At 42.4% G+C, this 12,502-nt stretch carries 10 protein-coding genes and 3 tRNA genes; 8 read left to right on the forward strand and 5 right to left on the reverse strand.

Annotated elements, in window-relative coordinates:
- Positions 1-61 precede the first annotated feature (61 nt).
- The 3 genes from hflK (at position 62) to purA (ending at position 3,684) form a co-directional block, all read left to right on the forward strand.
- Entirely contained in the window at positions 62-1,294 is a 1,233-nt protein-coding gene (hflK, locus tag A4G13_RS05545; protein WP_011200787.1) for an FtsH protease activity modulator HflK, read from the forward strand.
- Entirely contained in the window at positions 1,294-2,181 is an 888-nt protein-coding gene (hflC, locus tag A4G13_RS05550; RefSeq protein WP_090655189.1) for a protease modulator HflC, read from the forward strand. Before hflK ends, hflC begins: the two co-directional genes overlap by 1 nt.
- A gap of 204 nt (positions 2,182-2,385) precedes the next feature.
- Positions 2,386-3,684 (forward strand): adenylosuccinate synthase, encoded by a 1,299-nt coding sequence (purA, locus tag A4G13_RS05555; RefSeq protein WP_090655185.1) that lies wholly within the window; start codon positions 2,386-2,388, stop codon positions 3,682-3,684.
- A gap of 167 nt (positions 3,685-3,851) precedes the next feature.
- Here purA and rne read toward each other — a convergent pair whose 3' ends face one another.
- A complete protein-coding gene (gene rne, locus A4G13_RS05560; RefSeq protein ID WP_090655182.1) occupies positions 3,852-6,746 on the reverse strand; it encodes a ribonuclease E in 2,895 nt (964 codons plus the stop codon).
- Positions 6,747-7,283: 537 nt separating this feature from the next.
- Between rne and rluC the strand changes: the two genes are divergently transcribed.
- Positions 7,284-8,261 (forward strand): 23S rRNA pseudouridine(955/2504/2580) synthase RluC, encoded by a 978-nt coding sequence (gene rluC / locus A4G13_RS05565; RefSeq protein WP_011200792.1) that lies wholly within the window; start codon positions 7,284-7,286, stop codon positions 8,259-8,261.
- Positions 8,262-8,401: 140 nt separating this feature from the next.
- On the opposite strand, the gene A4G13_RS05570 is transcribed toward rluC, so the two are convergent.
- The 3 genes from A4G13_RS05570 to A4G13_RS05580 form a co-directional block, all read right to left on the reverse strand.
- Positions 8,402-8,668 carry a hypothetical protein gene (locus A4G13_RS05570; RefSeq protein ID WP_090655179.1) on the reverse strand — a complete coding sequence of 89 codons (267 nt, stop codon included), beginning with the start codon at positions 8,666-8,668 and terminating at the stop codon, positions 8,402-8,404.
- 53 nt (positions 8,669-8,721) lie between these two features.
- Entirely contained in the window at positions 8,722-9,045 is a 324-nt protein-coding gene (gene trxA, locus A4G13_RS05575) for a thioredoxin (protein WP_011200794.1), read from the reverse strand.
- Between the two features lie 198 nt (positions 9,046-9,243).
- Positions 9,244-10,353, reverse strand: coding sequence for a methionine biosynthesis PLP-dependent protein (locus tag A4G13_RS05580; RefSeq protein ID WP_090655176.1), 1,110 nt, complete (start codon positions 10,351-10,353; stop codon positions 9,244-9,246).
- Positions 10,354-10,723: 370 nt separating this feature from the next.
- On the opposite strand from A4G13_RS05580, the gene A4G13_RS05585 reads away from it, so the two are divergent.
- The 3 genes from A4G13_RS05585 (at position 10,724) to A4G13_RS05595 (ending at position 11,003) form a co-directional block, all read left to right on the forward strand.
- A tRNA-Gly gene (locus A4G13_RS05585) sits at positions 10,724-10,799 on the forward strand.
- Positions 10,800-10,809: 10 nt separating this feature from the next.
- Positions 10,810-10,883: transfer RNA gene (locus A4G13_RS05590), tRNA-Cys, on the forward strand.
- A 33-nt stretch (positions 10,884-10,916) separates the two neighbouring features.
- Positions 10,917-11,003, forward strand: a tRNA-Leu gene (locus A4G13_RS05595).
- A 95-nt stretch (positions 11,004-11,098) separates the two neighbouring features.
- On the opposite strand, the gene A4G13_RS05600 is transcribed toward A4G13_RS05595, so the two are convergent.
- Entirely contained in the window at positions 11,099-11,245 is a 147-nt protein-coding gene (locus A4G13_RS05600; protein WP_226977680.1) for a DUF1232 domain-containing protein, read from the reverse strand.
- Between the two features lie 138 nt (positions 11,246-11,383).
- On the opposite strand from A4G13_RS05600, the gene A4G13_RS05605 reads away from it, so the two are divergent.
- Positions 11,384-12,478 carry a metallophosphoesterase gene (locus A4G13_RS05605; protein ID WP_041639891.1) on the forward strand — a complete coding sequence of 365 codons (1,095 nt, stop codon included), beginning with the start codon at positions 11,384-11,386 and terminating at the stop codon, positions 12,476-12,478.
- The last annotated feature ends 24 nt before the right edge of the window (positions 12,479-12,502 follow it).

Here is a 12,502-nt window from a genome sequence, read left to right on the forward strand (position 1 = left end):
TTGAAGCTGGCTAAAACCTTCAAAAGTCCGCATATTTTGACAAAATGGAGAACGCAACGCAATGTCATTAAACGATCAAGATCCTTGGGCAAAACCTGGGCAAAACGACCCGAAGCAACCTGAGAACCCATCGAATAAGCCGGATAACAAATCAGGTTGGTCTGACCGACAAGATAATAAAGAACAATCACCGCCGGATATTGAAGAAATATTCGGGAACTTATTAAAAAAATTAGGCGGTAACGGCGGCCAATCAAATAACGGTAACAATACGAATTTACCGAAAAACCTGAATAAACTTGCACCCGCGGCAATCGCTCTTGCCGTGGTGCTTTGGGGATTAAGCGGTTTATACACCGTAAAAGAAGCGGAACGCGGCGTAGTAACGCGTTTCGGTCAACTTCATTCTATCGTGCAGCCCGGTTTAAACTGGAAACCGAACTTTATTGATGAAGTGATTCCCGTCAATGTAGAACAGGTAAAAGAATTAAGAACGCAAGGCGCGATGCTGACACAAGACGAAAATATGGTAAAAGTGGAAATGACCGTGCAATATCGCGTGCAGGATCCGGCGAAATATCTGTTCAGCGTAACCAATGCCGACGATAGCCTGAATCAGGCTACCGACAGCGCTTTACGTTATGTTATCGGACATATGACAATGGATGATATTTTAACTACCGGTCGTGCCGTTGTGCGTGAACAAACCTGGAAAACATTAAATAATGTTATCAAACCTTATGATATGGGTGTTGAGGTAATTGACGTGAACTTCCAGTCCGCCCGCCCGCCGGAAGAAGTGAAAGATGCCTTTGACGATGCGATTAAAGCTCAGGAAGACGAACAACGCTATATTCGTGAAGCCGAAGCCTATGCCCGCGAGCAGGAACCTATTGCCCGCGGTGACGCACAACGCATTGTGGAAGGCGCTACCGCCTATAAAGATAAAGTAGTGCTGAATGCAAAAGGCGAAGTGGAACGTTTACAACGTCTGTTGCCTGAATTTAAAGCATCTCCGGATTTATTACGCGAGCGTTTATATATTCAGTCCATGGAACAAATTATGTCTAAAACACCGAAAATTATGCTTGATGGAAACGGCAATAATCTAAATGTATTGCCGGTGGATCAAATTCTACGTAATAAAAATACACAACCGGCGGCCGAACCTTCTGCAAATCAAGGCACATTATCGTCTAACGAGCTAAAAAGTGCGGTCAAAAACGGCCAAAATTCTCATGGACAAACACAAACGGATGATCGTTCAATCAGCCGTCAAGGGAGATTTAATTAATGCGTAAATTTTTATTACCTGTCTTAGTCGTCCTGGCGGCAATCCTTTACTCAAGTATTGTAATTGTAAATGAGGGGACGCGAGGCATTATGCTGCGTTTTGGCAAAGTACAACGCGATTCGGATAACAAAGTGGTGGTTTATACGCCAGGATTACATTTTAAAATCCCGTTTATTGACAATTTAAAACCGTTAGACGCACGAATCAGAACCCTTGACGGTCAAGCCGACCGCTTTGTGACCGTTGAGAAAAAAGATCTGTTGGTAGACTCTTATGTAAAATGGAAAATCAGCGATTTCGGCAGATTTTACACCTCTACCGGCGGCGGTGACTATAACCAAGCGTCTAATTTATTACGGCGTAAAGTTAACGACCGTTTGCGTTCGGAAATCGGTACAAGAACTATTAAGGATATTGTATCCGGTACTCGCGGCGAATTAATGGACGGCGCTCGCAAAGCCTTAAATACGGGGCAAGACAGTACGGCGGAATTAGGTATCGAAGTGGTTGATGTGCGGGTCAAACAAATCAATCTGCCGGATGAGGTTTCATCGTCAATTTACCAGCGTATGCGTGCGGAACGTGATGCGGTAGCTCGCCAGCACCGTTCGCAAGGTAAAGAAAAAGCGGCGTTCATTCAAGCAGACGTAGATCGAAAAGTAACGTTGATTCTTGCCAACGCCAATAAAACCGCCGAGGAATTACGCGGTGAAGGTGATGCCACAGCGGCAAAACTTTATACCGAAGCCTTTTCCGGCGAACCGCAGTTTTATAGTTTCGTGCGCAGCCTAAAAGCCTATGAAAACAGTTTTGCCGGTTCTGACAACATGATGATTTTAAAACCGGACAGCGATTTCTTCCGCTTTATGCAACCGCCTAAAAAATAATTTTCCATAAGGACGTCTAAGACGTCCTTTTTTTATACATACACGCAAACGATTACCTTTTCATTAAATAAAATCTAACCGAAATTTGATTTTTCGCTATTTAATAACAACTTTCCTGAATTTACATTGAGATTTCAGTAAGAAAATAGTAAAGTGAATCCCTAAATTCGTTACAAACTCAGCTTTTAAAAGGCGGAAAAATTTATGGGAAAAAGTGTTGTTGTCTTAGGCGCTCAATGGGGCGATGAAGGTAAAGGCAAAATCGTTGACTTACTCACCGATCGCGCAAAATATGTAGTGCGTTATCAAGGCGGCCATAATGCGGGTCACACATTAATTATTAACGGAGAAAAAACGGTTTTACGTTTGATCCCAAGCGGTATTTTACGCGCTAACGTCACTTGCCTGATTGGTAACGGCGTTGTACTTTCGCCATCGGCATTAATGCAGGAAATGGGTGAATTGGAAAGTCGCGGTATTAATGTGCGTGAACGTCTGTTAATCTCTGAAGCTTGCCCATTAATTTTACCTTACCATGTTGCTATGGATCACGCTCGTGAAGCGGCATTAGGGAAAAAAGCTATCGGTACTACCGGGCGCGGTATCGGACCGGCTTATGAAGATAAAGTGGCTCGTCGCGGTTTGCGTGTAGGTGATTTATTCGATAAAGAACAATTTGCCGAAAAACTTAAAAATATTCTTAATTACTATAATTTCCAATTGGTGAATTATTATAAAGTCGAAGCCGTTGATTATCAAAAAACCTTAGATGATGTTATGGCCGTTGCCGATATCATTACCGGTATGGTGGCGGACATCGGCGCAATTTTAAATACCGCTCGCAAAAATGGCGACAATATCTTATTTGAAGGTGCGCAAGGCGCAATGTTGGATATCGACCACGGTACTTACCCTTATGTAACCAGCTCAAATACAACGGCCGGCGGCGTGGCAACGGGTTCAGGCTTAGGGCCGCGTAATATTGATTATGTATTGGGTATTATTAAAGCATATTGTACCCGTGTAGGCGGCGGCCCGTTTACTACCGAATTATTTGACGAAGTAGGTCAGGAAATTGCCCGCAAAGGTAACGAATTCGGTGCGGTAACAGGGCGTCCTCGTCGTTGCGGTTGGTTTGATGCGGTGGCAATCCGTCGTGCGATCCAAGTGAACAGTATCACTGGTTTCTGTATGACAAAATTAGACGTTTTAGACGGCTTTGACGAAGTAAAAATCTGTGTAGGTTATAAACTTCCAAACGGCGAGGTAGTCGATTACGCACCACTAGCGGCAAAAGACTGGGAGGGTGTCGAACCGGTTTATGAAACTATGCCGGGTTGGAAAGAAAATACCTTCCGCGTAACCGATGTAGATCAACTCCCGGTAAACTGTCTTAACTATATCAAGCGTATTGAAGAAGTAACAGGCGTGCCTGTGGCGATTCTTTCAACCGGTCCGGATCGAGTCGAAACAATGATTCTTCAAGATCCGTTCACTGCATAATTGGCAAAAATTAAAAAAACTAACCGCACTTTTGTGCGGTTTTTTTATGTTAACTTCTACTATAAATTAATCAGCAATGATTGAACTTAAACGAATATTTTTAGCCGTTTGCTAATATAAAAAAATCCGCAGTTTTCAGGCTGCGGATTTAATGTTGAATAAAAAAATTACTCGGCTTTAGCTTGAGTAGCGGCGGTAAACACATGGCTCACCGCGCTGTTATGCCCTGCAGAGCCTTTACCATGGAAGTAATAGCGGGAATCTTGCCATTGAACGATTTCAAAAGGCGGTAAAACTTCATCCGCAGCTTTAGCAAGGGTCATTTCCGCTTTGGTATGTTTAACTGCAGAAATTGTACCTAAACGTCCGCTAAACTGATAACTCGGCAAATTTAAAACTTCCGTTTTTTCGACCGCACTTTCTGTCGCAGTAACGTCAGAAAGCGTCATATTCGAAGCATTATCATCCTCTTTAACTTCAGTTTGTTGCCCGTTTGTTTGTTCTAAACGGTCTAAAGACTCTTGCACTTTTTTCTGTACCGATTCATTAGCGGGCTGAGTCACAAAACTTGCCAATGGGGCAATATCATTATCTGCTTTATCAAAAATAACCTGGGTAGCAGGTGCCGGTGTTGTAACACTAGGCTGTTTTACTTCGCTTTGCTGCTCTAATAACTCATCTACAGATAAGAACGCGCTTTCTTTCGGTTTCGTAGGTGCAGTCGGTGACTCAATCCAAACTTTACCGCTTGCTAATTCAGGTGATGCGACTGCCGCAAACAACGGCATAGCCGAAACCTGTTCCGCATTACGGCGGCGACGTTGGTTATTAACTCTCAAATGACGAGGCAAACGGCGACGGTTGTCTTGGCGATCACGTTCTTGGTAAACATTTTCCTCAACAACAGGTTCAACCGGCACGCTTTCCGCTAAAGACGGTTTATCAACAGGTCCTGCTGCGACAGCTACCGTTTCAGTTACCTGCTCTTCCGTTACGCGCACACGTTTACGCAAATCACGACGTTGACGACGTTGTTGCGGCGCTTTAGCTTCATCATCGGTCGTTTCATTGGTTACCGCTTCGATCACCGATTCATTATTTAAGCTGTCATCAGCCGCCGCGTTACGATTGCGGTTATTACGACGGGTACGTTCGGAACGTGCCGGACGCTCGGCTTTTTCAGCACTTTTTTCAGACTGGACTTTATCTGTCGGCTCTTCGTTATTTCCTCTATTATTTCGTTCATTACGATTACGACGGGAATTACGACGTTCCTGATTGTTACGACGGTTACGGGTATTCGGCTGTGGCGCTTCCTCGACTTTTTCTTCAACCTTAGGTTCGGAAGCAAATAATCCTTTAATCGCCGCGACAATACGAACAAATAACGAAGGCTGTTCTTCTTTTTTTACCTCAATTGTCGGTGCAGGTTCGGAAATCGTCATGGATAACGCTGCGCTTTCTAACACGTTTTCAGTGGTTACAGCCGCTGTTTCCGTCACACGAGTGGTGAAGGGTTCATCGGCAATAAAGGTCGTTTCCTGCTCTTCATATACTTTGACTAAGTTATAACTTAAGGTATTGGTTTCTTCACCGTCACGTACACGGAACACGCTAAAATGCGGAGTTTCCATTTCTTTATTCGGCACAACCAGAATTTCAACGTTGTGACGTTTTTCAATGTCATGAATCGCTTTACGTTTTTCATTCAGTAAATACGAAGCAATATTCACCGGCACCACCGTATGAACCTGTTTAGTATTTTCTTTCAGTGCCTCTTCTTCAAGCAAACGCAAAATAGATAATGAAAGCGATTCGTTATCACGCACCTTACCGGTTCCCTGACAACGAGGACAAATATGATGCGAAGACTCACCTAAAGACGGGCTGATACGCTGACGGGACATTTCCAATAAACCGAAACGGGAAATACGGCTGATTTGGATACGCGCACGATCCTGACGTACCGCTTCACGCATACGGTTTTCCACTTCGCGTTGGTGGCGAACCGGGGTCATATCAATAAAGTCGATAACAATCAAACCGCCTAAGTCACGTAAACGTAACTGGCGAGCGATTTCATCGGCGGCTTCTAAGTTGGTATTTAACGCCGTTTCTTCAATATCGCCGCCACGGGTTGAGCGTGCCGAGTTAATGTCAATTGCGGTTAAGGCTTCCGTTACGTCGATAACGATCGAACCGCCGGACGGCAAACGTACTTCCCGTTGAAACGCCGATTCAATTTGCGATTCAATTTGATAATGGCTGAATAGCGGCACTTCGCCTTGGTATAATTTAATACGGCTAATAAAATCGGGGCGCACTAATTTAATATGGGCTTTGGCTTTTTCGTAAACTTTCGGGCTATCGATTAAAATCTCACCGATGTCGCGACGCAGATAATCGCGGATAGCACGAACTATAACGTCACTTTCCTGATGAATCAAAAACGGTGCAGGACGGCTTTGCGAAGCCTGTTTGATTGCTTCCCAATGATGTAATAAAACTTTTAAGTCCCATTGCAATTCTTCCGAAGATTTGCCCACACCGGCGGTACGAACGATTAAGCCCACACCTTCAGGCACATCTAAAGAACTTAACGCATCTTTTAATTCAAGCCGTTCATCCCCTTCGATACGGCGCGAAATACCGCCCGCACGAGGATTATTCGGCATAATAACCAAGTAACTACCGGCTAAAGAAACAAAAGTGGTTAACGCGGCACCTTTGTTGCCACGTTCCTCTTTATTCACCTGAACAATAACTTCCTGCCCTTCTTTGATTATGTCTTTAATATTCGGACGACCTTGATAAACGTAATCATCGGGGAAATATTCGCGGGCAATTTCTTTTAACGGCAGGAAACCGTGACGTTCGGCACCATAATCAACAAATGCCGCTTCAAGACTTGGTTCTACGCGGGTGATTTTTCCTTTGTAGATATTGGCTTTTTTTTGTTCGTGACCGGGGCTTTCGATATCCAGATCAAACAGGCGCTGGCCATCGACCAACGCAACACGCAACTCTTCTTGTTGAGTCGCATTGATTAACATACGTTTCATTTAAATTTTCTCTTATATTATTTTTTAATTTTCAGCTAAAACGAACCGCACTTTTAAGTTAAGGCGCTCAAATATAGTTAGATAAACTTCGCAATCGACCTCGTGTCTGTCGCCTAATGTCATTCTCCCGACTGTCAAAGGCTGGGTGCATTGACTGCGTTATTCCGCCAAATTTGAAACCCGAAACAGGTTATCGACTAATCGCAGGCTTTAATATGCCGACAATCATTGGCACGAATAAAACAAAATTGGATTTTAAAAATTGAATTTTGCAAGTAAACTATTCGAATTAACCACATAAAACCGTTAAATATCAGTGTCTTATGCCATACACTGCACAGATATTTTAATTAACGACAAATAAAAATTTTTATGTATTTCCATACACAAAAATGTAAGGTATTATCGCTTGTGTAGTTAAATTTATCAAGGCATTTCAGCAATTTAAATCCCCTTGCGAATATGATAGAATTTGCCGCTTCTATGGCGTTTGAAATTTTCAAATCCGGTTAAAATCTTTTAATTAAAATATTATTTATGACAACGAATCCCTTAAATGAAAAAATCATCAACGCAACGGTAAAAATGCTGCAAATCAGCGAAGATGAAAGCGGTCAACGCATTGATAATTATCTGCTTGCCAAGCTTAAAGGCGTGCCTAAAAGTTTGATTTATCGAATTGTGCGCAAAGGCGAAGTGCGGGTAAACAAAGGAAGAATTAAACCGGAATATAAATTACAGACAGGCGATACGGTACGTATTCCGCCGGTTCGCGTAGCGGAAAAAGAACAAGCGCCTATTTCCAATAAACTGAACAAAGTCGCCGCGCTTGAAAAACAGATTATTTTTGAAGACGATTGTTTGTTAGTGTTAAACAAACCCTCAGGCATAGCCGTTCACGGCGGAAGCGGGTTAAGTTTCGGGGTAATTGAAGCGCTCAGATCATTGCGTCCGGAAGCGCGTTTTTTGGAATTGGTACATCGTATTGACCGGGATACTTCCGGCATTTTGTTAGTCGCCAAAAAACGTTCCGCGTTGCGCAATCTGCACGAACAACTGCGTATTAAAACCGTTAAAAAAGATTATTTAGCGCTCGTGCGCGGTCAATGGCAATCGCACGTTAAAGTTATTCGGGCACCTTTGCTGAAAAATGAATTATCCGGCGGCGAGCGTATCGTTCGGGTTAATGAACAGGGCAAACCTTCGGAAACCCGTTTTGCAATCGAAGAACGTTACCCGACAGCAACATTGGTTAGGGCTTCGCCGGTAACGGGTAGAACTCACCAAATTCGCGTACACACGCAATACGCCGGTCACCCGATTGCCCTTGACGATAAATACGGCGATAAGGAATTTGATCAACAAATGCAGAAATTAGGCTTAAACCGGCTATTCTTACACGCATATTCGATAAAATTCGAACATCCGAAAAGCGGTGAAGAATTGCGTTTAACGGCGCCTTTAGACGAAAATATGAAAGGTATTTTAAAAAAGCTGCGGGAAAACAAAGCGTAATGCGGGCAATAAAAGTGCGGTCAAAAAATAAAAAATTTTGACCGTTTACTTGGTCAACTGAGCACCAAGAGGTATTAACCCAGCTGCGATTACAAAATCTTGCCGGATTTTATAAGGACGACATCGTCCTTATTTTCAATTTATCTGTTACGTTTATACGCTCGCCACCCCTGCACAAATACAATTAACGCAAGCAAACCGTAGCCCAGCAAAATACCTACGGCGCCGAACAAATTATAAATTAACGCGGAAAACGCGCCGATATGCGGCATTTGCCCGCTTTGCTCCCAGGCAAGAATATCAAAATAACTGTAAACGCCGTAAGCAAAAATCCCTAATGCCAGCACAATGCCAATCCAAAGTGCGGCGAAAAAGCGCGAATTTTTATTTGGTTCAGAATTTCGCATACCATTTCTCCATAAAAAAACCCTGCCGAAACAGGGTCTTCTTTATTTTACAATTAAAGGTTTTTCTCAACAAAAGCCGCTAATTGATTTTTTGGCAATGCACCGACTTGTGTACCGACTAATTGACCGTCTTTAAACATTAATAATGTCGGGATACTGCGAACGCCAAACTGAGCCGGCGTACCTTGGTTTTCATCAATATTAATTTTAACGATTTTTACTTTGCCTGCTAATTCTGCGGCTAAATCGTCTAAAATTGGCGCAACCATACGGCAAGGACCGCACCATGGCGCCCATAAGTCAACCAATACGGGTACATCTGATCTTAATACGTCGGCTTCAAATGAAGCGTCTGTTGCGTGTAATACTTCTGACATAATCTTTCCTTTTTAACGAAACTGTTCATTTTATATGGGAGCAAATCGGGCAAATTCAAGCTCTTGCGCCCGGAATTTTTAGCGATAATAACATAAGGATTTTAGATGTAAAACTATTGTTTTAATCGTTAAAATCAAAGATAAAAACCAAAGTGCGGTAAAAAATCGCCGAATTTCGACCGCACTTTTACCATTTGCCTATTTAAATTGAGCGAAAGCCTGCGCCAAATCCGCTTTAATATCTTCGACGTTCTCTAAACCGACGGAAAAACGCAGCAAATCATTGGTCACACCGCGCGCAATTCGTTCTTCTGCTGGGATATCCATATGGGTTTGAGTGGTCGGATAAGTAATAAAACTTTCCGTGCCGCCAAGGCTTTCGGCAAACGTAATTAAATTAATGGCTTTCAAAAACGGATTTACCCAGTTTTCATCCTGTAACCGGAATGACAACATACCGCCTTTATTCGGATAAAGTACGTCTTTGACCTGCGGCTGCGCTTTCAGAAATTCCGCAATCGCCGCCGCATTCGCCTGATGACGTTCCATACGCAACGCTAATGTTTTCAAACCGCGAATGGTTAGCCATGAATCAAAGGGCGATAATACGGCGCCCGCACCGTTTTGAATATAAAAGATACGCTCGCAAAGCGCCTGCCCTTTTGCTACCACTAAACCGGCTAGAGTATCGTTATGACCGGCAAGGTATTTCGTCGCACTATGAATCACAATATCGGCGCCTAAATCCAACGGCCGGGAAAATACCGGCGTTAAGAATGTGTTATCTACAATTAATAATAAATTATATTTTTTGGCAATTTTAGCGATTTCCGTCACATTACATTCTTCCATCAACGGATTTGACGGGGTTTCCACAAAAATTGCCTTAGTGTTCGGCGTAATCGCTGCTTCAATCGCCTCCACTGAAGCCGTATTGACATAAACCGGTTTCACGCTGTTGTTATTTTTATAGGCGAAATCCAGCAGACGATAGGTTCCGCCATAAACATCACTGGAAACAATCCACTCGTCCGGCGCCGTAAATAAGGTCATTAGCACTTGAATTGCCGCCATACCGGAAGAAAAGGCGAAACCCTGATCGCCGTTTTCCAATTTAGCGATTGTCTCTTCCAATACCAAGCGGGTCGGATTTTTAGTGCGGGTGTAATCAAAGCCCGTACTTTCTCCGATACCTCGGTGACCATAAGCGGTGGAAAGGAAAATAGGTGTGGATACCGCACCCGTGCGGGCATCCGACTTATTGCCCGCTTGCGCGAGAATAGTTTCAATAGAATAATTTTGTGTCATAACATCTTACCTGTAAAAAATAAAATTATTGTATTAGGCCCTGTTTATCTTTTATAACCGGATATTTATTAAAAATACGAAAAAAATCAACCGCACTTTTCATTTAAACATCTTAATTTCTCTTTAAAAACAAAGCGTATTCGGAAAAATTGAATTTTTTAATTTTGTCATAAACTACGATTGGTTAAAAGCAGATTTTATACTTAAAAATCTTTGCCTGATTTTTAGCTTTCTTTTGTATGCTTTTTAATTGAATTGTATTTTTTTTCGGCTGACAACAAAAATTTTTAAATATTTTTTAAATTCACTGTTGACACCGAATCAGATTTCCGTAAAATGCACGCCACTGACAGCGAATGTGTTAGCGAAAGCGGGAATAGCTCAGTTGGTAGAGCACGACCTTGCCAAGGTCGGGGTCGCGAGTTCGAGCCTCGTTTCCCGCTCCAATTACGCTAAGGCGTGTTAGCAAAGCGGTTATGCACTGGATTGCAAATCCATGTAGCTCGGTTCGACTCCGGGACACGCCTCCATTAAATAGCCGTTAGTCAGTAAAAACGCACTCTGCCCGAGTGGTGAAATCGGTAGACACAAGGGATTTAAAATCCCTCGACTTTCGAGTCGTGGCGGTTCAAGTCCGCCCTCGGGCACCATTTTGAGTGGTAAAATTAAAAGAAAAGATAGACGCATGAGCGTCTTTTTTTATACCTGAAATTTGCCTTCCGCCCGAATAATTTTATCAATTACCCTACTTTTTCAAAATCTGTTTGATTAATAAAATTAACGCAATCAAATCGTCACTCAAACCAAGCAAACCGACAAAGGCTTCCGGCACAAGATCAATTGGTGACAGAATATAGAGAATAAGCAAAATAATTTTTATATTTTTCTTCATTGTAAACCTTGTCATTGCTGGGAAATAATAAATCTATTCTAGCATTTCTGAAGCGAAAAAATGGCGAAACTTAATTTAATAAGTAAAGTGCGGTATAATTTTTCGAACTTTTTATGATTATTTTTAAAGGATTATACTTTGGAACTTCGTCATTATATTATTTTTGCCGTTGCAACCCTTCTCCTGCAGCTTTTTTTGTATATTTTCAACCGCACTTTATTTTGGCTTTTTAGCGGTAAATTAACTCACCGATTGCGCTATTTTATCGGCTCTTTTACCTTTTTGACCGCAAACGGCATTATTTTTCTGACTATTTTCCGCATTCAACCGCTGTTTCGCCTAAGTGCGCTAATTTTGATTTTATTACTTTTTTCGGCATTTATCAGCGTAGGATTAGCTTTAACTTATAAGTTGTTGAAATCTTTTATAAATTCTTCAATTTTGAACCGCACTTTGCGAGCGGTTTACCCTATCGGCATGTTGATTTTAGTGGGTTTAAGCATTTATAACGCCTATACGCCGAAAGTGATTCATTATCAGATCGAACTTGATAAACCGCTGAAAGCCATGCGCATTGCCGTTGCCAGCGATTTTCACTTAGGCAAATTATTCGGCAGCGAACAAATCGACAAACTAGCCCGAATTATTGAGCGGGAAAAAGCGGATCTCGTATTATTGCCCGGTGATATTATGGACGATAATCTCAATGCTTATCTTGCGGAGCAAATGTCAAGCCATCTTGCAAAATTAAAGGCGCCGTTGGGCGTTTATGCGACGCTCGGTAATCACGATTTTTTTGGGCAGCAACAGGCGATTGCCGATGAAATAAATAAAACAGGCATAAAAGTATTGTGGGACGAAGCAGTGACTATCAATAATGAATTTGTTATAGTCGGACGCAATGACGATCTGAATAAAGCGCGTCCGACGACAAAGCGGTTATTGCAAAATGTGGATACCAACCTGCCTGTTTTTCTGATGGATCATCGACCTACCGAAGTCACGGAACATTCGGCGCTGCCTATTGATGTGCAGGTTTCCGGACATACTCACAACGGGCAGATCTTCCCGGCGAATCTGATTATTAAGGCTATGTATCGCTTAGGATACGGCTATGAAAAAATAGCTGACGGGCATTTTTTTGTTACTTCGGGTTATGGTTTTTGGGGAATTCCAATGCGCCTGGGGTCGCAATCCGAAATATTTATCATTGATGTAAAAGGAAAAAATTAAGCCCGGAAGTATATTCCAAACAAA

The organism is Basfia succiniciproducens, from assembly GCF_011455875.1.
In the GTDB taxonomy this organism is placed as follows: domain Bacteria; phylum Pseudomonadota; class Gammaproteobacteria; order Enterobacterales; family Pasteurellaceae; genus Basfia; species Basfia succiniciproducens.

Bases quoted from the DNA above. Each gene is read 5' to 3' on its own strand.
- hflK (WP_011200787.1), top strand. From the start codon at position 62: ATGTCATTAAACGATCAAGATCCTTGGGCAAAACCTGGGCAAAACGAC.
- hflC (WP_090655189.1), top strand. From the start codon at position 1,294: ATGCGTAAATTTTTATTACCTGTCTTAGTCGTCCTGGCGGCAATCCTT.
- purA (WP_090655185.1), top strand. From the start codon at position 2,386: ATGGGAAAAAGTGTTGTTGTCTTAGGCGCTCAATGGGGCGATGAAGGT.
- rne (WP_090655182.1), bottom strand. From the start codon at position 6,746: ATGAAACGTATGTTAATCAATGCGACTCAACAAGAAGAGTTGCGTGTT.
- rluC (WP_011200792.1), top strand. From the start codon at position 7,284: ATGACAACGAATCCCTTAAATGAAAAAATCATCAACGCAACGGTAAAA.
- A4G13_RS05570 (WP_090655179.1), bottom strand. From the start codon at position 8,668: ATGCGAAATTCTGAACCAAATAAAAATTCGCGCTTTTTCGCCGCACTT.
- trxA (WP_011200794.1), bottom strand. From the start codon at position 9,045: ATGTCAGAAGTATTACACGCAACAGACGCTTCATTTGAAGCCGACGTA.
- A4G13_RS05580 (WP_090655176.1), bottom strand. From the start codon at position 10,353: ATGACACAAAATTATTCTATTGAAACTATTCTCGCGCAAGCGGGCAAT.
- A4G13_RS05600 (WP_226977680.1), bottom strand. From the start codon at position 11,245: ATGAAGAAAAATATAAAAATTATTTTGCTTATTCTCTATATTCTGTCA.